The sequence below is a fragment of the Pseudomonas sp. efr-133-TYG-23 genome (genome assembly GCF_030209215.1).
Classification (GTDB): domain Bacteria; phylum Pseudomonadota; class Gammaproteobacteria; order Pseudomonadales; family Pseudomonadaceae; genus Aquipseudomonas; species Aquipseudomonas rhodesiae.
The window spans coordinates 323,158-343,417 of sequence record NZ_JARVSL010000027.1 but is presented as its reverse complement, the minus strand read 5'-3'; the positions used below and the strand labels follow the sequence as shown (position 1 = coordinate 343,417).

The following is a 20,260-nucleotide window of genomic DNA, read 5'->3' as shown; positions in this document are numbered from 1 at the left end:
CGTTCGTTAAACGCGAACGCTCAGGGATTTTTCCGTAGGACCAGGCTGTCAGGCCGCTCCAGGGAAGGCACTGAGAGACTCAGGTAGTCGAACAGTAAACGGCTGACAGGCGACAACTGTGTTTCATCGCGTACGACCAGGATCAGACTGCGGTCCGACCAGGCGTCCGTCAGCGCCACGGCGTGCAGGCCCAGCGGGCGGCCGAACAGCTCATAGGCTTTGCGCGGCAGGATGCCGATGCCCATCTTGGCCTGGACCATGCGACACATCGCATCGAACCCCGGCACATGAATGCGCAGGCGCAGCATCTGGCCAGCCTCGCGCGCGGCGGCATGGGTGCGCATGTTGATCGAGCTGGCGGCGTGCAGGCCGATGTGATCGCTGCCCAGGGTGTCGGCGAACGCCAGGGCCGGCCGGGCCGTGAGCGGATGATCGGCCGGCATCAGCACCACCAGTTTGTCGTGGCGATAGGTCACGCTGGGCAGGCCCTTGGTGTCGGTGTCGCAGGAGCAGATCCCCAGGTCCGCCACCCCGTCCAGTACACCTTGCACTACGCCGTTGCTGGGGCGCTCTTCCAGATCGGTTTTGACTTCAGGGTGCAGCTCGGAAAAATCCCGCAGGTCTTCGGGCAGGAACTGAATGATCGCGGACAGATTGGCCAGCATCCGCACATAACCGCGCACACCATGGCTGTGTTCGCCCAGCTCCAGGCCCATTTTTTCGACGTTGAACAGCATCCTGCGCGCATGGTGAAGCAGGGTCTCGCCGGCTGCCGTCAGCTCCATGCCTTTGGCCCGGCGCACAAACAGACTGACTCCGAGCACCTGCTCCAATTCCATCAAGCGTTTGCTGGCGGCGGACACTGCGATGGCTTCACGGGTGGCGGCGCGGGTCAGCGTGCCCTCTTCGAACACCGCGACGAATAGCTGCAGGGTGATCAGGTCCAGGCGCCGCACCAGGCTCTTGTGCAACATCACACACGCTCGCTGGCCAGACGCTGGATCTGGGCCTGTTCCACTACTGCCTGCGGCGCGCCATGGCGCACCGCCGCCAGCATCCCACGCCCGACCGACTCGGTGCTCACTACCCATTCGGGTTTTATCCGACGCACCAGCGAAAGCAACGGCCCGAACAGCCTGTAGAACGCCTGATACAGCGGCGTTTTGGAACGCACGCCATGCAACGGCTGAATGACCCCGGGGCGGAACAGGTAGACCGCCTTGAACGGCAAGCGCAGCAAAGCATTCTCGGTCTTGCCCTTGACCCGCGCCCACATCGACTTGCCCATCTCGGTACTGTCAGTGCCGGCGCCGGACACGTAGATAAACGTCATCTGCGGATTGAGCCGCGCCAGGGTACTGGCGGCGACGAGGGTCAGGTCGTAAGTCAGATGGGTGTAGCGCGCTTCACTCATGCCCGCCGAAGAAACACCCAGGCAGAAGAAACACGCATCGAAGCCTTGCAACAGATTTTCCAACGGCTGGAAATCCAGCATATCGGCGTGCAACACCTGATGCAGCTTGCCATGCACCTGAGGCAGCGGCGTACGGCCAACCGCGACGACCTCCTGCACATCCGCCGCCAGCAGGCACTCGTGCAACACGCCCTGGCCGACCATGCCAGTGGCGCCGAATAACAGAACTCTCATAAGGGGACCTCAGCGTTAAGCCGCAAGCTATAAACCACATAGTGATCGCAGTGTAAGTATCACACCTTGGCAACTTATAGCTTAACGCTTGCGGCTTACGCCTACCCCTCTCAAAACGCGCTGCGAAAGATCTCCTCAATCTGACGCTGATCGGCCCGACGTGGGTTGGTCAGCCCGCAGGCGTCCTTGAGTGCGTTGGTGGCCAGCAGGGGAATGTCCTGCAACTTGGCGCCCAGTTCGCGCAGGCCGGCGGGGATTTCCACGTCGTGGGCCAGGCTGCGGATGGCGGCGATGGCGAGTTGGGCGCCCTCTTCGTCACTGGCGCCTTGGGTATTGGCGCCCAGGGCGCGGCCGACGTCGCTCAGGCGTTTGGCGCTGACGCTGGCGTTGAAGCTTTGTACGTGAGGCAGCAATACCGCGTTGCACACGCCGTGGGGCAGATCGTAGAAACCGCCCAACTGGTGCGCCATGGCGTGCACGAAGCCCAGGGACGCGTTGTTGAAGGCCATGCCGGCGAGGAACTGCGCGTAGGCCATGTTCTCCCGCGCAACTTTGTCGCTGCCGTCACGTACGGCCAGGCGCAGGTTGGCGCTGATCAGTTCAATGGCCTTGATCGCGCAAGCGTCGGTGATCGGCGTGGCGGCAGTGGACACGTAGGCTTCGATGGCGTGGGTCAGGGCGTCCATGCCGGTGGCGGCAGTGAGGCCCTTGGGCATGCCGACCATCAGCGATGGGTCGTTGACCGACAGCAGCGGCGTGACGTTACGGTCGACAATGGCCATTTTCACGTGGCGGGTTTCGTCGGTGATGATGCAGAACCGGGTCATTTCGCTGGCGGTGCCGGCGGTGGTGTTGATGGCCACCAGCGGCAGTTGCGGTTTGCTGGATCGGTCGACACCTTCGTAGTCGCCGATATGCCCACCGTTGGTGGCGCACAGTGCAATGCCCTTGGCGCAGTCATGGGGCGAGCCGCCGCCCAGGGACACCACAAAGTCACAGGCGCTGTGCTGCAACAGCGCCAGGCCTTTCTCGACGTTTTCCACATTGGGGTTGGGTTTGGCGCCGTCGTAGATCACCGAGTCGATGTCCTGCATCGCCAGTTTCTCGGCGATCATCGCGGCCACGCCGGCCTTGGCAAGCCCTGCGTCGGTGACGATCAGGGCCTTGCGAAAACCATAGTTGCGAATGGCATTCATGGCTTCGTCGAGGCAATCGGTGCCCATGATGTTGACGGCGGGAATAAAGAAAGTGCTGCTCATGGCGAATCCTCGGATGACGTTATAGGTACAGCATCAACCTCAGCCGCCTGGCGCACCTTGATCAAGATCAACGCCGGCTCGTGATAAAGTCACCGCCCAGCCGATTTCGAGTAGACCCGCCGCAATGAAGGATTTCCAGGATATTGACGCCCACCTTGAAGACTGGAGCGCGCTGCGTAGCACCCACGACTTCAGCGCGATACTGATCGGCAACGGCGCCAGCCGGGCGATCTGGGAAGACTTTGCCTACGACTCACTGTTCGAAAACGCCCGCACCGTCGAAGAAAAACCCTTGAGCGCCTCCGAACTCAGTGTGTTTGATGCGTTACAGACCCGCAGCTTCGAGCAAGCCCTGGGCGCGTTGAAAACCACCAGCCGGGTCAACAAAGCGCTGGCAGTCAGCTCAGCTGCGCCACGCAATCGCTATTACGCGATCAAGGAAGCGCTGATCAATACCATCCACGCCGTGCATATCCCATGGCGCCTGGTGCAGCCCTCGACCCTGGCGGCGATCAATGGCGAGCTGGCTCGCTACTCCACGGTGTTCACCAGCAATTACGACTTGCTCAACTATTGGGCGATCCTGCACGCCCCGGGCATCGATGACCTGTTTCGCGGCGCCGAAGCTTGCTTCGATCTACGTGACACCCGCACCGACGCCACGCGTATTCTCTACCTGCATGGCGGCCTGCATCTGGTGCGCAACCTCGACGGCACCGCGCGCAAACTGCCGAGTACCGACAGCACCCTGCTCAGCAGTTTCGCGATCAACAACACCCTCAAGACCCTGGACGATGTGCCGCTGTTCGTCAGCGAAGGTAGCGTTCAGGAGAAGCTCAAGACCATCCGCAGTTCGGATTACCTGTCGTACTGTTACGCGCAACTGCTCAACCATCAGGGTGCGTTGTGCGTCTTCGGCCACGAGTTGGGCACGCAGGACAGCCACCTGGTGGACGCGATTCGCCACGCTCGCCCCAGCACATTGGCGATCTCGGTGTCGGGGCGCAGTGAGGGGTTCATTCGTCAGCAGAAGCGCCGGTATTCGCAGTTGTTCGACGGCACTGGAGTCGCGCTGAAGTTCTTTGCGGCGCGCACTCACGCATTGGGTAATCCGGCGTTGTCGGTCCCCGTGGAGACATAGATATCCTAAAGCGGCTCTATAGCGCTGTGGTGAACGGGCTTGCCTCGCGCAGGGCAAGCCTGCTCACCACTAAAACCGCATTTTTCTGGTGATGTTTTCAGCGAAGAGATGTAGATACCCATGCCTCCGATAGCGGCGTGTCAGTTACCCATGAGCTGGCTGACACAGGTCTCTACACACATCTCAAAGGCTGATGCGTACGCTGTGACGAGCAGGCTTGCCCTGCGCTGGGCTGTGGAGCAGCCCCACTCCAGACAACGTGGTTACCTGGCGGGCGCTTGGCTTGGGAGCCATTTCGCGGTCCAGCGCGGGACAGCCCTGCTTACTGCAAGAACCTCACTCATCAGTACTGTGAACCACCACCAACAGCTGCGCCTGCACCGGCCCCACCGAGCGGATGCGGTGCGGCTTCTGCGCGTTGAAATGCAGCGCATCGCCGCGCTCGAGGGTCACGCGTTCGTTCATGAAATCCACTTCCACCTGGCCTTCGTGCACGAACAGAAACTCTTCCCCCACGTGTTCCTTGAAGGTCTTGTCGGAGAACTCCGCGGGCGGGTAGATGATAAAGGGCAACAGGCTGCGTTCGCTGACCTGGTGGGCAAGCACGGCATAGCCCGGTGACGTGTCAGGGCGCTCATGGCTGCGCACCAGGCTGTAGCTGTCGAGACTTGCGCGTTCCTCGCTGAACAACTCCTCGACGTTCACGTTGAGGGCCTTGGCCAATTTCAGCGCGGCGGCGATGGACGGCGTGTTGAGCCCGCGCTCCACCTTGGACAGGTAACTTTTGGTCATCCCGGACTTTTCCGCCAGGGTCTCCAACGTAACGCCAAGTTTTTTTCTCAATAATTTCAAACGGATAGACATGCGCTGCGATTAATCCATGCAGGAAACGATGAGCCGTGCTTGCCAATGACACTTTGTGTCATATAGCATCTTTAGTGTCATTTGCGTTCACCCAACGACCTTGCGAGCAGCGGGAGACCAGCAAATCCGACGTCCATTGCAACCCTCAAAGGACACCGATATGGCCAAGACATTAGCGCTCCCCAAAGACCAACTGGTCAAGCATGCACTGACCCAGATGCAAAACACCCTGGCGGATAATACGTGGACCGACCGGCAAAAGCTGGCGCTCACGTGTCGCATCCTGTTCGACCATGGCCACGACTCCGGCCTGGCCGGGCAGATCACCGCACGCGGGCCAATGCCAGGCACCTATTACACCCAGCCGTTAGGCCTGGGGTTTGACGAGATCACCGCCAGCAACCTACTGCTGGTCAACGAAGACCTGGAAGTGCTGGAAGGCCACGGCATTCCCAACCCGGCCAACCGCTTTCACACCTGGGTATACCGTGGCCGCCCGGATGTGAATTGCATCATCCACACCCACCCTACCCATGTTGCCGCGCTGTCGATGCTGGAAGTGCCGTTGCAGGTCTCGCACATGGACCTCTGCCCGCTGTACGACGACTGCGCATTCCTGCAAACCTGGCCGGGTGTGCCGGTGGGCAATGAGGAAGGGGCAATCATCACCACGGCCCTGGGGGACAAGCGCGCGATTCTGCTCTCGCACCACGGCCAGTTGTCGACCGGGGCAGCCATCGAGGAGGCCTGCGTGATAGCGCAGTTGATCGAACGCGCGGCCAAGTTGCAGTTGCTGGCAATGGCGGCCGGGACGATCCAACCGATCTTGCCGGAACTGGGGCGCGAGGCCCATGACTGGATCTCCAAACCCAAGCGCCACGGCGCCGCGTTCAACTACTACGCACGGCAGACCCTGCGCCAGCACGTCGATTGCCTGAACTGAAGCCCCCCTTTTTGACCGGAGAATTCCCATGTCCAGCCTCAACATTCACGGCATCATCGGCTACACCATCACCCCGTTCAGTGCCGATGGGCAACGCATCGACTTCGACGCGCTCGGCCGCTCCATCGACCGCTTGATCGCCGGCGGTGTGCATGCCATCGCGCCCTTGGGCAGCACCGGAGAAGGCGCGTATCTGAGCGACGCCGAGTGGGACGAAGTCAGCGCCTACAGCCTGGAAAAAGTCGGCAAACGCGTGCCGACCATCGTCAGCGTGTCCGACCTGACCACCGCCAAAGCCGTGCGCCGCGCGCGCTACGCCGAAGCCCATGGCGCCGACGTCGTGATGGTGCTGCCTGCCTCCTACTGGAAACTCAGCGAAGCCGAAATCCTCGCCCACTACGCCGCGATCGGTGCCAGCATCGGCGTGCCCATCATGCTCTACAACAACCCGGCCACCAGCGGTACGGACATGTCGGTGGACTTGATCCTGCGTATCGTGGAACAGGTCGACAACGTGACCATGGTCAAGGAGAGCACCGGCGATATCCAGCGCATGCACCAACTGCGCCGTCGCAGCGATGTGCCGTTCTACAACGGCTGCAACCCACTGGCGCTGGAAGCCTTCGTGGCCGGCGCCAAGGGCTGGTGCACGGCGGCGCCGAACCTGATCCCAGCGCTGAACCTGGCGTTGTATGACGCGGTGCTGGCCAATGACCTGAGCCAGGCGCAGGCCCTGTTCTATCAACAGTTGCCGTTGCTGGACTTCATCCTCAAGGGCGGGCTGCCGGCGACGATCAAGGCGGGCTTGGGCTTGACCGGTTTGGAGGTGGGAGACCCGCGGTTACCGGTGTTCCCGCTGGGCGATAACGCACGCAATCAACTCAAGGGCTTGCTGGAAGCCGTTTGAATCAAAACGCCCCGGTTCCTATGAGCCGGGGCGTTGGCTATACCTCTGCAACGTCAGGTCTTGTCCTTGATCGTGGTGCTTGGGCCATTACTCTTGACGCTGGCAATACCCTGGTCCCGCGCCGCTTCTGAAGAGTACTGCTCACTGGTGCCAATCACTTGGTGATTGGCCGCCTTAAGGTTGAAGTACGGCTTACCGTTCTGGGCCAGTTTTCGCTCATAGCGCTCGTCATGCGGGCTGTTGGTCTGCACGGAAGCGATGCCGTTTTCTGCAGCGCTGCGGGTGGCGTAAAGCTCGCTGGTCAAAATGGTTTCTGCGTTCGCCGCCTTCAGCACAAAACGAAACTGCCCGTTGCTGCTTTTACTCAACTCATACCATCCAGCCATGATTGTGTTCCTTCGAAGTGGGATTTCGTTTACCAGCTCGTAGGATTAAAGGCTAAGCACCCCGTATTGCCAGCCTGAACAGGCGTCCGGTATTTACCTGGAGACAAATGACAATAGTTCTCGATATCATTCGCGACGTTTTTCACAGCCTACGTCGTCAAGAAGGATATCCATGTCTCGTCCCAAGCCCGACCCGCTGTCGGCCGATGCCTTTCGCGGGTTTTATGCAGACATTCTGCATTTCCTGCGCAAGCGCACCGACAACGTCAGCGACGCGGCGGACATGACTCAGGACGTGTTCACCCAATGGCTGGATTACCGCGACCGAGCCAAGGTCGAGCAGCCTCGGGCGTTTCTGTTCCAGATGGCGCGCAACCTGCTGCGTGACCACTGGCGCAAACAAAAGGTGCGCCAGAGCGTGCATGGCGAACAAGCCGACAAGCCCTGCGAGCCACTCACCGACGAGCAAAACGAACCCATGGCCGCCGCCCTGCGCCTGCAACGCCTGGAACAGTTGAAAGAAGTCCTCGCCGAACTCTCGCCCCGCCGACGAGAAGCCCTTATGCTGCACCGCTTCGAAGGCCTGAGCCAGGCGCAGATCGCTGAGCGCATGGGCATTTCGACCAGCATGGTGGAAAAGCACATTGCCTTTGCCCTGCTGCATTGCAAGCGACGCCTTCAACACGACCCCGGCACGGAGCAGCCAGAATGAACCGCCTGAGCGACACCGACAGCCTGGATATCGAAGCCAGCGATTCCATCGATGCCCAAGCCGCCAGTTGGTTTGCACGCAACCGTGAGGACACCGGCCGTGCCGACCGCAAGGCCTTCGCGGCCTGGTACGCGGTGCCAGCACATGCCCGTGCTTATGCCGAGTTCGAACAATTGTGGGCCGACCTGGCCCAATTGCAGCAACTGAACAAACCCGTGGCGCTGGCGCCCCGTAAATCGTCCCCGTGGCGTCCGGCGCTGGCGGTGGCCGCTGCCGTGTTGTGCGCGGTGATGGCGACGCACCTCGGCGCGCCCCGCGAGCTGTATCACACCCAGGTGGCGGCCCAAGCCAAAGGCACGCGCACCCTGAACCTGCCGGATGGCAGCACGCTGTACGTGAACGCTAACACCCGCCTGCGCGTGGACTTCAGCGCCCACCAGCGCATCGTGCACTTGGATCAGGGCCAGCTGTATATCGAAGTGGCCGCCGACAAGGAACGGCCATTGTTCGTGCAGGCGGGGGAAGCCCGCGTGCGGGTGGTCGGCACCGGTTTCGATGTGCGCCGCAGCCCGCAACAACTGGTGGTCAGCGTTGCCCACGGTCAGGTCGCGTTCGAACCCACGGCCAAAAGCCCGGTCGCCATGCTCGGGGCGCAGCAACGCGCCGGTTACAACTACGCCAAAGGCACGCTGGTGCAATCCTCCCTCACCGACGAAACGGTGGCGGATTGGCGCAGCGGGCACCTGGCGTTTCGCAATCGCGAGCTGGCCAGCCTGATCGACGAAGTGAGCCTGTACCGCCCTCAGGCACCGTTGCAGGTCAGTCAGGCGGTGGCGCAGTTGAAGGTATCGGGCAACCTGGATGTGAATGACCCCGATGCGCTACTCAACGCCCTTCCCGCGCTGCTGCCGGTGAAAACCGTGGTGCTGGCCGACGGCGCGATCAGGATCGAACCGAACCGTTAACCCGCCGAGCGCCATACTTGAGAATATTTTGCATTCGCATGTGTGGATTTTTTCCGCAGCCCCGTCTTCCTCCCGTCTGCGTTTGATACGCACGCCTTTTTGGCCATTTAGCCACCCTGGGGGATTTCATGTTTCGCGCGCCTTGCCTTGCTCTGCCGTTGTTTCGACCGACCCTTGCCGTCACCTGCGTGGCATTCAGCCTCGGCGCCCAGGCCGAATCGTTCACCCTGCACCTGCCCGCCCAGCCGTTGGCCGCGTCCCTGAGCCAAGTGGCGCAGCAGACGAAAATCCAGTTGCTGTTCGACGAGGCCCAGCTCAAGAACGTGCAGGCGCCGGCACTCAACGGTGACTACAGCGCAGAGACGGCAATCCGCAACTTGCTGTCCAATGGCGAGTTCATCCTGATCAAAGTCGGCAGCACTTACGTGGTCAAACCCGAAGAGGCCAGGACCACCACCAGCGGCGCCATCCAGCTGGAAGCCCTGAGCGTGATCGGCACCGGCAATGAAGTCGACTCCAGCACCGTCGGCCGCTCCACCTTGAGCCAGGCGGATATCGAGCGCTACCAAGCCAATAACATTCCCAGCCTGCTGCAAACGCTGCCCGGGGTCAGCCAGGGTGGCTCGCTCAAACCCGGTGGCCAGACCATCAACATTCGCGGTTTCGGCGATGCCGAAGACGTGCCGCTCACCGTCGACGGCGCCACCAAGAGCGGCTTCGAACGCTACCAACAGGGCACGGTGTTTATCGAGCCTGAGTTGATCAAGAGCATCGAAGTAGAGAAAGGCCCCAACTCGCCCTTCACTGGTAACGGCGGCTTTGGCGGCACGGTCAACATGACCACCAAGGACGCCCCGGACTTGCTGCAAGACGGCCGCAACAGCGGCGCGATGCTCAAGTACGGTTACTCCAGTAACGACCACGAGCAGGTCTACAGCAGTGCCGTGTTCGGTCGCACCGACGACGGTCGTTTCGACGCCCTGGCCTACCTGACCAAGCGCGATGGCGACGACATGAAGGTTGCCGGCAAGTTGCCCAACGAAAATAACCAGTACCCGATCAACCCCCAGCGCCTGCCCAACTCTGCGCAGAACGTCGATGGGCAGTTGTTCAAGGTCAATGCGCACTTCACCGATGAACACAGCGTGGGCCTGTCCTACTCGCGTTCCCACAGCGATCGCTGGACGCCGTTTTCCGCCGCCAGCTACCCCACGCCACCGACCCAGGCCAATATCGACCGCTACGGCTACGAAGGCGCGTTGAAGCGTTTCCTGGCCAACCGCGATACGGTCGACACCACTTGGTCCGGCAAGTACGAATACCAGCCCCTGGATAACCCGCTGGTGGATCTGACCGTCAAATATTCGCAGTCCGACACCGAGCAAACCGACGAGCGCACCGCCACGGCGTTTTTCCAACTGGCCAGCGGCGGGCGCCGGATGGACACCGCCTACACCGACAAAAACCTCGACATTCGCAACGTCAGCCTGTTCGACACCGGGCCGCTGCAGCACGCGGTCACCGTCGGCACGCAGATCCGCAAACACACGCGGGAAACCGAGATGTGGATGCCTGGCGCCACCTACAACACGCCGCGCTACAACTACGGGCATTTCCAGCCGGGCTTCATGCCTCACGGCAAGGTCGATACCAACAGTTTCTTCATTCAGGATGCGGTAACCCTTGGCGACGTGACGGTCACTCCGTCCTTGCGCTACGACCATGTGCGCAACCGTGGCGAGGCCAACGATGCGCCGTACTACAGCAACCCCAACCCGGCAGTCGGCCATGACTACAGCGACCGCACCTACACCGGCTGGTCGCCCCGTCTGGCGCTGTTCTGGACCGTCACCCCGCAGGTCGGGCTGTTCGCCAACTGGAGTCAGACCTGGCGCGCCCCGGTGATCGACGAACAATATGAAGTGCAGGGCGTGGGCAGTCGCACCGCCACCAGCGTCGATCTGGACCCGGAACGCATCACGTCGATCACCGTGGGCAACATCACCAGTTTCGATAACCTGATCGCCCAGGACGACAGTCTGCAAGTGCGTACCACGCTGTTCCACAACAAAGTCGAAGACGAAATCTTCAAGGCCACCGGCGTCGGCTGCCAGAACCAGGCAATCAATGGCGGCACGATTTCCACGGCCTGCCCGCCGGGGCCGATGTCCAACTACCGCAATATCGGCGGCGTGACCATCAAGGGTTTCGAGGTGGAATCGTTCTATAACTCCACGTACCTGTTCGGTTCGGTGTCCTACGCCTACACCACCGGCCAGCATGAAGGCGCCTACACCAACCCTTGGGGGCCGAACGTATCGGCGCGGGACATCCCGCCGACCAAATGGGTACTGGTGCTCGGCACCCATATTCCGGCGTGGGATGCCCAAGTGGGATGGATGGGCCAGTTCATCGGCGCCACCGACCGCCTGCCCAGCGACAAATACTCCGGCGGCCCCGGCAGCAGCGTCGGCGATACCTTTTACGACCAATACAACAACAAGCGCTACAACACCCAGGGCCTGTTCGCCAAATGGAAACCGCAGCAGGCTTACCTCAAGGGCACCGAAGTCAACTTCACCCTCGACAATATGTTCAACAATAACTACCGCCCGGCCCTGAGCGGCGACCGGGCCTACACCAAGGGCCGCGATGCGAAGATCAGCGTCACGCGTTTTTTCTGAACAACTGTACGGATAAATCCGCACGCAGCTGTAGGCCCTTGATCGGCGGGGGTTGTGGCTAGATGGGCATTCCATGAAGCCCTCTTGATTCCGGCCCCCCTTATGAGTTCGCGCGAAAACACCGGTATGGCCCTCGGCCTGCTGGGCGTCATCATCTTCAGCCTGACCCTGCCCTTCACCCGCATCGTGGTGCAGGACATGCACCCGTTGCTCAACGGCCTGGGCCGCGCGTTATTCGCTGCGGTGCCGGCGGCAGCGCTGTTGCTGTGGCGCCGCGAGCGTTGGCCCACTTGGCGTCAAGTGCGCGGCCTGGGCCTGGTGATCGCCGGGGTGATCCTGGGTTTTCCGGTGTTGTCGGCCTGGGCCATGCAAACCTTACCGGCGTCCCACGGTGCGCTGGTCAACGGCTTGCAACCCTTGTGCGTGGCGCTGTATGCGGCGTGGCTGTCCCATGAACGGCCGTCCAAAGCCTTCTGGGCCTGCGCGGCGCTGGGCAGTGGGCTAGTGCTCAGTTATGCGCTGATTACCGGCGCCGGCAGTATTCAAGCCGGCGACCTGCTGATGCTCGGCGCCATTGCCGTGGGCGGCCTGGGATATGCCGAAGGCGGCCGATTGGCCAAGGAGATGGGCGGCTGGCAGGTGATCTGCTGGGCATTGGTGCTGTCGACACCGTTGCTGATCGGCCCGGTGTGGTACCTGGCGGCGCAGCATCAGGGCGCGATCTCGGCGCGCACCTGGTGGGCGTTCGGCTATGTGTCGCTGTTCTCGCAGTTCCTCGGTTTCTTCGCCTGGTACGCCGGGCTGGCCATGGGCGGCATCGCACGGGTCAGCCAGATTCAACTGCTGCAGATCTTCTTCACCATTGCGTTCTCGGCGCTGTTCTTCGGCGAACAGATCGAGCCGATCACGTGGGTGTTCGCCTGCGGGGTGATCGTGACGGTGATGCTGGGGCGCAAGACAGCGGTGCAGCCTGCGCCAGCTCCCAAGCCCAGCGCAGTTTAACGGCGGGTGCCCAGGTAACCATCCGCGCGCAGCAGGGTTTCCAGGCAGTGTTCGGTGATGTGGTAGTACGCCTTGAGGGCCTGGATTTTCTCCAGTAACGAGGCGTTATCCACCGGCTCGGCGCGTTTGACCGCCAGGATCATCTTGTTCTTGTTGGTGTGTTCCAGCGAGATGAACTCGAACACTTTGGTCTCGTAACCACAGGCTTCGAGGAACAGCGCACGCAGACTGTCGGTGACCATTTCCGCCTGCTGGCCCAGGTGCAGACCGTATTGCAGCATCGGCTTGAGCAGCGCCGGGCTCTGGATCTGCAGGCGGATCTGCTTATGGCAGCACGGCGAGCACATGATGATCGATGCGCCGGAACGGATGCCGGTGTGGATCGCGTAGTCGGTGGCGATGTCGCAGGCGTGCAGCGCGATCATCACGTCCAGCTCGCTGGGCGCCACGCTGCGCACATCGCCGCATTTGAACACCAGCCCGGGATGTTCCAGGCGTGCAGCGGCGCTGTTGCATAGGGTCACCATGTCTTCGCGCAGTTCGACGCCGGTGACCTGGGCTTCAGCGTTGAGGGTATTGCGCAGGTAATCGTGGATGGCAAACGTCAGGTAGCCCTTGCCCGAACCGAAATCGGCGACCCGCACCGGCTGATCGAGTTTCAGCGGCGACGAGGTCAGCGCATGGCTGAACACCTCGATGAATTTGTTGATCTGCTTCCACTTGCGCGACATCGATGGGATCAGCGCCTGCTTGGCATCGGTCACGCCCAGGTCGGCCAGAAACGGCCGGCTCAGGTCGAGAAAGCGATTTTTTTCGCGGTTATGCTCGGCCGACGGCGCCTCACGCAGTTGCTGCGGCTTGCTCTTGAACAGCGAACTTTTGTTCTTCTTGCTGTATTCCAGCTGGGCTTCGTCGGTCAGCGCCAGCAAGTGCGCGTTCTTGAACGACGTCGGCAACAGTGCGGCAATGGCCGCGACGCCTTCGGCTAGGGGCAGGTTCTTGGTGATGTCGCGGGTTTTGTAGCGGTACACAAAGGACAGGCACGCCTGCTCTTTGACGGTCACCGGTTTGATGATCAGCCGTTGCAGTTCGGCTTCGTCACCGACGTACTTGGCCAGCACCAGCTTGATAAAGGCATTGTGCGCGAGGCTTTCGCCGAGCAGTTCGATGAACTGGGCGTGATGATCCGGCGCAGGGCGGGCGGGTTGAGCGGTGACGGACATGAACAAAAACGCCTCGGGCTGGGAATGCCGGGCATTTTAGGGGGGATGGAGGCTCAGGGCACGGAGTTATTTGATCAACGGTACTGCACTTGAACACTGCTGGGGCTAAATGTGGGAGGGGACAATCCCCCACAATTTTATCTGTGCCGGGCTTGGTGTCGGGGGTGGCGCTGGACTGCTGCAAACCTAGCCTTTGCAACACAATTCGCTCACTCAGTAAAGCCCCCTCCCACAGTTTTATCTGTGCCGGGCTTGGTGTTGGGGGTGGCGCTGGACTGCTGCAAACCTGGCCTTTGCAACACAATTCGCTCACTCAGCACAGCGCCATGTGGGAGGGGGCTTGCCCCCGATCAGGCCGGCTCAGTAATGGATGAGCCAGCTGACACGCCGCCATCGGTGGCAAGCCCCCACGCTTTTTGATCGCGGTGTTTGGGCTACTCAAGTACCACCAGGCGATTGGGCAGTTCATTGCGCGCCTGGGTCACCGGCACATGCACCTTGAGCAACTCGCCACAGGCCTCGATGCAGGCAATGAACCCGGCCAGGGTCTGGCCTTGTTTGACCTGCTGGGTGAAGGCTTGGACGATGGCGTCCCAACGGCTGTCGTCCAGGCGCTTGGAAATGCCTTCATCCACCAGGATTTCCACGTAGCGCTCGGCCTCGCTGACAAAAATCAGCACCCCGGTACTGCCCACTGTGTGGTGCAGGTTCTGCTCCAGAAACTGCCGACGCGCCAGGTTGGACGCGCGCCAATGCCGCACCGAGCGTGGGATCAGGCGCGTAGTGACTTTGGGCAAGCGAAACACCAGGCACAGCACAATGAACGTCGCCCACTGCGCCAACAGCAAGGTGTACATGGTCAGGTAGCCGGACAGGTAATGCACCACGCCCGGCACCACCAGGGCGATCAGGCTGGCCCACAACAACGGGATGTACGCGTAGTCATCGGCACGGGCGGCCAGCACCGTCACCAGCTCGGCTTCGGTCTGCTGCTCGACCCGGGCGATCGCTTCAGCGACCTGGCGTTGTTCGTGTTCACTCAGTAGTGCCATGGTTGTAGATGCTCTTTTCTCGTTATTGTCATTACCATCCGCCCGAGGCCCCGCCGCCGCCGAAGCCACCGCCGCCGCCCCGGAAACCACCGCCCCCTCCGCCGCCGCCACCGCCGCGTCCGCTGCTGCTGAGGATCGCCAACAGGATCGCGCCCACCGGCAGGCCCAAGCGATTGCACAGCCACAACACGCCGATCAGCAACACGAACAGGCCAATGGAGAGCCGCGGATTATCCTTGGCAAAGTTGCCATCCGCCACATGGGCGGGCACCGCCAGCGGTTCACCGCCGACCACTTGGATCATCGCGGCCACGCCGTCGCTGATGCCCTGGCTGTACTGGCCGGCCTTGAACTTGGGCGCGATCACCTGATTGATGATCACCCAGGACTGCGCATCGGTCAGTACACCTTCCAGGCCGTAGCCGACTTCGATGCGCAACTTGCGCTCATCGCGGGCGACGATCAACAGCGCGCCGTTGTCCTTGCCCTTCTGGCCGATGCCCCACTGGCGCCCCAATTGATAACCGAAGTCCTCGATCGGCACGCCTTGCAAGTCGGGTACGGTAACCACCACGATCTGATCGCCGCTCTTCTGCTCCAGCGCCTGCAACTGCTGGGTCAACTGCGCGCGCACCGCCGGGTCGATCATTTGGGCGTTATCCACCACCCGCCCGGTCAGCGCCGGGAAGGTCAACGCCGCCTGGGCCACGCCCACGCAGGCCAACAGCCACAGCGCCAGGCCTATCCTTAATAAACGCATCGACACCTCAGTGCAGCCTTATTTGAACTTCACTTGCGGCGCTTTATCGGCATCGGCACTGGTGGCTTCGAACGTGGCGCGGATCGGCAAATCGCTGTACATCACGCTGTGCCACAGGCGGCCCGGGAAGGTGCGGATCTCGGTGTTGTACGCCTGCACGGCCTGGATAAAGTCGCGGCGCGCCACGGCGATGCGGTTTTCGGTGCCTTCCAGTTGAGATTGCAGGGCCAGGAAGTTCTGGTTGGCTTTCAGATCCGGGTAGCGTTCGGAGACCACCATCAAGCGATTGAGGGCACCGGTCAAGCCGTCCTGGGCCTGCTGGAACTGCTTGAGTTTTTCCGGGTTGTCCAGGGTGCTGGCATCGACCTGGATCGACGTGGCCTTGGCCCGCGCTTCGATCACGGCGGTCAGGGTGTCCTGCTCATGGGCGGCATAGCCCTTGACCACTTCCACCAGGTTGGGGATCAGGTCGGCACGACGTTGGTACTGGTTCTGCACTTGGCCCCAGGCTGCTTTGGCCTGCTCGTCCAGGGTGGGTATGTTGTTGATGCCGCAACCGCTCAGCACCGTGCTGATCAATAGCAGAGCCGCGGCCTTGAGGCCCCAGCGGTTAACCTGTGCTGCTTGCATGGTGTATCTCCTGCCCAAACTGGATGGAATTGGATGACCTGCCCTATAAACCGCGCGCTTGGGGCATAATCCGCCACCACTGGTACGCATCGAGCCAATCAGCTACAAAGATGCCCAGCGCGAATAAGAGTTCAGAGTGTGCTGCATTTATCTGAACAACACCCGAACAACAATAGACGCTCCCCACATTTTGGCCGATCAGCGCAAGCGCTGTGCAGTGAGCCGAAAAAGGATATTCATGAAAAAGCTGTGTTTGCTCGGCCTTGTTGCCACTCTGGCCAGTCACCCCGTATGGGCAGAAACAAAGCCTGCTGCGCTTAAGGACAAGGACGCTTTCGTCAGCGACCTGCTCAAGCAGATGACCCTGGATGAAAAGATCGGCCAGTTGCGCCTGATCAGCATCGGCCCCGAAATGCCCCGCGAGCTGATCCGCAAGGAAATCGCCGCCGGCCGCATCGGCGGCACGTTCAACTCCATCACCCGCCCGGAAAACCGTCCGATGCAGGACGCGGCCATGCGCAGCCGCCTGAAGATCCCGATGTTCTTCGCCTACGACGTGATCCACGGCCACCGCACCATTTTCCCAATCAGCCTGGCCCTGGCCTCCAGCTGGGACATGGATGCCATCGGCCGCTCCGGGCGCATCGCCGCCCAGGAAGCCGCCGCCGACAGCCTCGACATCACCTTCGCGCCGATGGTCGACATCTCCCGCGACCCGCGCTGGGGCCGCACCTCCGAAGGCTTCGGCGAAGACACTTACCTGGTCTCGCGCATCGCCGAAGTGATGGTCAAGGCGTTCCAGGGCACCAGCCCGGCCAATGCCGACAGCCTTATGGCCAGCGTCAAGCACTTCGCCCTGTACGGCGCGGTGGAAGGCGGTCGCGACTACAACGTGGTCGACATGAGCCCGGTCAAGATGTACCAGGATTACCTGCCGCCCTACCACGCCGCGATCAAGGCCGGTTCCGGCGGTGTGATGGTGGCGCTCAACTCGATCAACGGCGTGCCCGCCACCGCCAACACCTGGCTGATGAACGACCTGCTGCGCAAGAACTGGGGCTTCAAGGGCCTGACCGTCAGCGACCACGGCGCGATCTTCGAGCTGATCAAGCACGGCGTGGCCAAGGACGGGCGTGAAGCCGCGAAGCTGGCGATCAAGGCCGGCATCGACATGAGCATGAACGACTCGCTATACGGCAAAGAACTGCCGGGGCTGCTCAAGTCCGGCGAGATCGAACAGAGCGACATCGACAACGCCGTGCGCGAAGTGCTCGGCGCCAAGTACGACATGGGCCTGTTCAAGGATCCGTACCTGCGCATCGGCAAGGCCGAGGACGACCCGGTCGACACCTATGCCGACAGCCGCCTGCACCGCGCCGAGGCGCGCGACATCGCCCGTCGCAGCCTGGTGCTGTTGAAGAACCACAACAACACCCTGCCCCTGAAGAAATCCGCCACCATCGCCCTGGTCGGCCCACTGGCCAAGGCGCCTATCGACATGATGGGCAGTTGGGCCGCCGCCGGCCGCCCGGCGCAATCGGTGACTCTGCAGGACGGCCTCAACGCCGTGATCGGTGAAAAAGGCAAAGTGATCTACGCCCGCGGCGCCAACATCACCAACGACAAAGCCGTAGTCGATTACCTCAATTTCCTTAACTTCGATGCGCCGGAAGTGGTGGATGACAAGCGCTCGCCCCAGGCCATGATCGACGAGGCGGTCCAAGCGGCCAAGCAGGCCGACGTGATCGTCGCCGCAGTGGGCGAGTCCCGTGGCATGTCCCACGAGTCGTCGAGCCGCACCGACCTGAACATCCCGCAAAGCCAGCGCGACCTGATCAAGGCGCTCAAGGCCACCGGCAAACCGCTGGTCCTGGTGCTGATGAACGGCCGCCCGCTGTCGATCCTGGAAGAGAACCAACAGGCCGATGCGATTCTGGAAACCTGGTTCGCCGGCACCGAAGGCGGTAATGCAATTGCGGATGTGCTGTTCGGCGACTACAACCCGTCGGGCAAACTGCCGATCACTTTCCCGCGTTCGGTAGGGCAGATTCCGACCTACTACAACCACCTGACCATCGGCCGCCCCTTCACACCGGGCAAACCGGGCAACTACACCTCGCAGTACTTCGATGACACCACCGGACCGCTGTTTCCGTTTGGTTATGGCCTGAGCTACACCACGTTCAGCCTGTCGGACATGGCCCTGTCGTCCACCACCTTGAACAAGACCGGCAAGCTCGACGCCAGCGTCACCGTGAAAAACACCGGCAAGGTCGATGGCGAAACCGTGGTGCAGCTGTATATCCAGGACGTGGCCGGCTCGATGATCCGCCCGATCAAGGAGTTGAAGAACTTCCAGAAAGTCATGCTCAAAGCCGGTGAAGAGCGCACGCTGCACTTCACCATCACCGAAGACGACTTGAAGTTCTACAACACACAGCTCAAGTACGCCGCTGAACCGGGCGAGTTCAATGTGCAGATCGGCCTGGACTCTCAGGATGTACAGCAACAGAGCTTCGAACTGCTCTGAATCAATGCCGCAAATGCCTCACCTCGGAGCAAAGGATGCTACCGAGGTGACTGCAAACTTTCCCAAGGTCTCTACGCCGTAACACACTTCCCACTGCCCCCTTCTGTCAAAAAACGCAACTAAGAAACCAGCAGCAACATCTCAAGCGGAACGAAAATCCGTATCCCCCCACACAACTAAAGGCTCGACAAACACTTAAATTCAATACGCGGAAGCACCTGCATGACTTTAAATATCAACCACCCTAGTTCAAACCAGTCCGTATCAACTATTGCATTGGCAGATACGACAATAAATCCGCAATCTCATACAACAACATCCAACACTGTTACCCAATCAGCGCAAGCGTACAGTTTGTCGACCAAAACAGCACAGGTAAAAGCGCCGTTCAATTCAGAGGCCGCCGCTGCTTACGGCACATTCAAACAAGAAATCATAAAAAGCAGACAATCGGACTCTAACTCGGCCAACGCATCCGAAGAAAAGACAACGGGTGATATGCTTTCGCGCCAAAAGAGGTCTGACTCCACAAGGTCCGCGTACAGAGAAGGCGCCAACGAGGCCAATGATCTTTTCAATACACTGTTTCCGTCCACCCAACCCCATCAAAAAAGTGAAGACCCTTCCGGGGCCAATGATCTTTTTAACGTGCTGAATGCGGAACCAGAGGCAGAACCAGAACCGACGCCCGCCCCCGCACCACCGGAAAGTGGCGTAGATGAAAGAATGGGGGCTGATATCCTGCACAAAGACCTCAATGATTACGACAAGAGGATCAGCGCCCAATCGAACCCTGTCGGCGACAGTCAGCTCGCTACGGTTGTTGCCAATACCATGCTGGGGCTCAAGGAAAGCGACCTTGCAACCCCCTCGCCAATGGTTGATATCCCCAAAGAGTCGACCTACGGAAAATGGCTGGAAGCGTCCACGAAAGCATTCAGCAATACAGGGCTGGCTAGCTGGGCAAATGATAACAATATAGATCGCTCTTCGTTGTCCTACGACTCGGCCAACGGAGTACTACATGGGAAAACCTGGAATGACGAAGAGAAATCGTTCACCCAGGAAGAATTCTCGCAGCAGTTCCCAAAACATCAGGAGGCATTTAAGCCATTGGTGGATATTGCCAGAATAATCTACCCATCCGGACAGGGTGTACTGCATGCGGAAGAGCCAACTGATAGGGCCTCTCTCGATTCCGTGCTGAGTTTTTATGGACTCCCCATTAATAAGGATGAAATTTCCAGCACTCACCAAGTGGCCAAAGACCTAGCAGACAACAATTCATTCCCTGAGTCAGCTAACTCACCAGATCGCAGTAACGACAAACTTCTTCAATATCGGGAATCTGTTAGCACGCTGAACGATAAAATCCAGCGCCTGTTAGATAAGGAATATGAAGAAAATTCCAACAAGGGTAATTTCATGGCCATTGAAGTTTCAGCCTCAGGCGGCGCAAGAATGGCGGTGTAGGTCATCCGAGCATTCGACGGGCTCCTGACTCTTCAGGAGCCCACTACACGCTCGTCCAATAGCTCAACTGGATAGGCGCTA

The 20,260-nt window shown here is 60.6% G+C and carries 18 protein-coding genes; 9 read left to right on the top strand and 9 right to left on the bottom strand.

Features of this window, described 5'->3' with window-relative positions:
- Positions 1-20: 20 nt before the first annotated feature.
- From QRN41_RS19430 to yiaY, 3 genes are all read right to left on the bottom strand, one after another.
- Positions 21-974: a LysR family transcriptional regulator gene (locus tag QRN41_RS19430; RefSeq protein ID WP_285422014.1), complete on the bottom strand. Its 954-nt coding sequence runs from the start codon at positions 972-974 to the stop codon at positions 21-23.
- Positions 974-1,648 (bottom strand): NAD(P)H-binding protein, encoded by a 675-nt coding sequence (locus QRN41_RS19425; RefSeq protein ID WP_285422013.1) that lies wholly within the window; start codon positions 1,646-1,648, stop codon positions 974-976. The genes QRN41_RS19430 and QRN41_RS19425 overlap by 1 nt, the downstream gene beginning before the upstream one ends.
- A 110-nt stretch (positions 1,649-1,758) precedes the next feature.
- Positions 1,759-2,907 carry an L-threonine dehydrogenase gene (gene yiaY / locus QRN41_RS19420; RefSeq protein WP_123480492.1) on the bottom strand — a complete coding sequence of 383 codons (1,149 nt, stop codon included), beginning with the start codon at positions 2,905-2,907 and terminating at the stop codon, positions 1,759-1,761.
- Positions 2,908-3,031: 124 nt separating this feature from the next.
- On the opposite strand from yiaY, the gene QRN41_RS19415 reads away from it, so the two are divergent.
- Entirely contained in the window at positions 3,032-4,048 is a 1,017-nt protein-coding gene (locus QRN41_RS19415; RefSeq protein WP_167416481.1) for a DUF4917 family protein, read from the top strand.
- 336 nt (positions 4,049-4,384) lie between these two features.
- Here QRN41_RS19415 and QRN41_RS19410 read toward each other — a convergent pair whose 3' ends face one another.
- The gene (locus tag QRN41_RS19410) at positions 4,385-4,912 is read right to left on the bottom strand and encodes a helix-turn-helix domain-containing protein (protein WP_123480494.1); all 528 of its coding nucleotides are present in this window, start codon (positions 4,910-4,912) and stop codon (positions 4,385-4,387) included.
- 160 nt (positions 4,913-5,072) lie between these two features.
- Between QRN41_RS19410 and QRN41_RS19405 the strand changes: the two genes are divergently transcribed.
- Entirely contained in the window at positions 5,073-5,855 is a 783-nt protein-coding gene (locus QRN41_RS19405) for an aldolase (RefSeq protein ID WP_034137321.1), read from the top strand.
- 28 nt (positions 5,856-5,883) lie between these two features.
- Positions 5,884-6,762: a dihydrodipicolinate synthase family protein gene (locus QRN41_RS19400; protein WP_094064689.1), complete on the top strand. Its 879-nt coding sequence runs from the start codon at positions 5,884-5,886 to the stop codon at positions 6,760-6,762.
- Positions 6,763-6,815: 53 nt separating this feature from the next.
- Here QRN41_RS19400 and QRN41_RS19395 read toward each other — a convergent pair whose 3' ends face one another.
- Positions 6,816-7,148, bottom strand: a complete 333-nt coding sequence (locus QRN41_RS19395; RefSeq protein ID WP_034096349.1) for a YegP family protein — start codon at positions 7,146-7,148, stop codon at positions 6,816-6,818.
- Between the two features lie 172 nt (positions 7,149-7,320).
- Between QRN41_RS19395 and QRN41_RS19390 the strand changes: the two genes are divergently transcribed.
- The 4 genes from QRN41_RS19390 (at position 7,321) to QRN41_RS19375 (ending at position 12,511) form a co-directional block, all read left to right on the top strand.
- A complete protein-coding gene (locus tag QRN41_RS19390) occupies positions 7,321-7,860 on the top strand; it encodes an RNA polymerase sigma factor (RefSeq protein ID WP_094064690.1) in 540 nt (179 codons plus the stop codon).
- On the top strand, positions 7,857-8,825 hold the full coding sequence (locus tag QRN41_RS19385; RefSeq protein ID WP_278406966.1) for a FecR family protein: 969 nt from the start codon (positions 7,857-7,859) through the stop codon (positions 8,823-8,825). Before QRN41_RS19390 ends, QRN41_RS19385 begins: the two co-directional genes overlap by 4 nt.
- Positions 8,826-8,953: 128 nt before the next feature.
- A complete protein-coding gene (locus tag QRN41_RS19380; protein ID WP_285422012.1) occupies positions 8,954-11,509 on the top strand; it encodes a TonB-dependent receptor in 2,556 nt (851 codons plus the stop codon).
- Between the two features lie 102 nt (positions 11,510-11,611).
- Positions 11,612-12,511, top strand: a complete 900-nt coding sequence (locus QRN41_RS19375) for a DMT family transporter (protein ID WP_094064693.1) — start codon at positions 11,612-11,614, stop codon at positions 12,509-12,511.
- Here QRN41_RS19375 and QRN41_RS19370 read toward each other — a convergent pair.
- The 4 genes from QRN41_RS19370 to QRN41_RS19355 form a co-directional block, all read right to left on the bottom strand.
- Positions 12,508-13,734 carry a class I SAM-dependent methyltransferase gene (locus QRN41_RS19370; protein ID WP_034137316.1) on the bottom strand — a complete coding sequence of 409 codons (1,227 nt, stop codon included), beginning with the start codon at positions 13,732-13,734 and terminating at the stop codon, positions 12,508-12,510. The genes QRN41_RS19375 and QRN41_RS19370 overlap by 4 nt on opposite strands.
- 434 nt (positions 13,735-14,168) lie before the next feature.
- Positions 14,169-14,786 (bottom strand): TPM domain-containing protein, encoded by a 618-nt coding sequence (locus QRN41_RS19365; protein ID WP_167416475.1) that lies wholly within the window; start codon positions 14,784-14,786, stop codon positions 14,169-14,171.
- Positions 14,787-14,817: 31 nt separating this feature from the next.
- Complete coding sequence (locus tag QRN41_RS19360; protein WP_034096342.1) at positions 14,818-15,546, bottom strand: TPM domain-containing protein; 729 nt, start codon at positions 15,544-15,546, stop codon at positions 14,818-14,820.
- 18 nt (positions 15,547-15,564) lie between these two features.
- Positions 15,565-16,176 carry a LemA family protein gene (locus QRN41_RS19355; protein ID WP_094064696.1) on the bottom strand — a complete coding sequence of 204 codons (612 nt, stop codon included), beginning with the start codon at positions 16,174-16,176 and terminating at the stop codon, positions 15,565-15,567.
- Between the two features lie 238 nt (positions 16,177-16,414).
- Between QRN41_RS19355 and bglX the strand changes: the two genes are divergently transcribed.
- Together bglX and QRN41_RS19345 are read left to right on the top strand one after the other, a co-directional pair.
- Positions 16,415-18,706, top strand: a complete 2,292-nt coding sequence (bglX, locus tag QRN41_RS19350) for a beta-glucosidase BglX (protein WP_167416474.1) — start codon at positions 16,415-16,417, stop codon at positions 18,704-18,706.
- 222 nt (positions 18,707-18,928) lie between these two features.
- Positions 18,929-20,179 (top strand): hypothetical protein, encoded by a 1,251-nt coding sequence (locus tag QRN41_RS19345; RefSeq protein WP_285422011.1) that lies wholly within the window; start codon positions 18,929-18,931, stop codon positions 20,177-20,179.
- Positions 20,180-20,260: the final 81 nt, after the last annotated feature.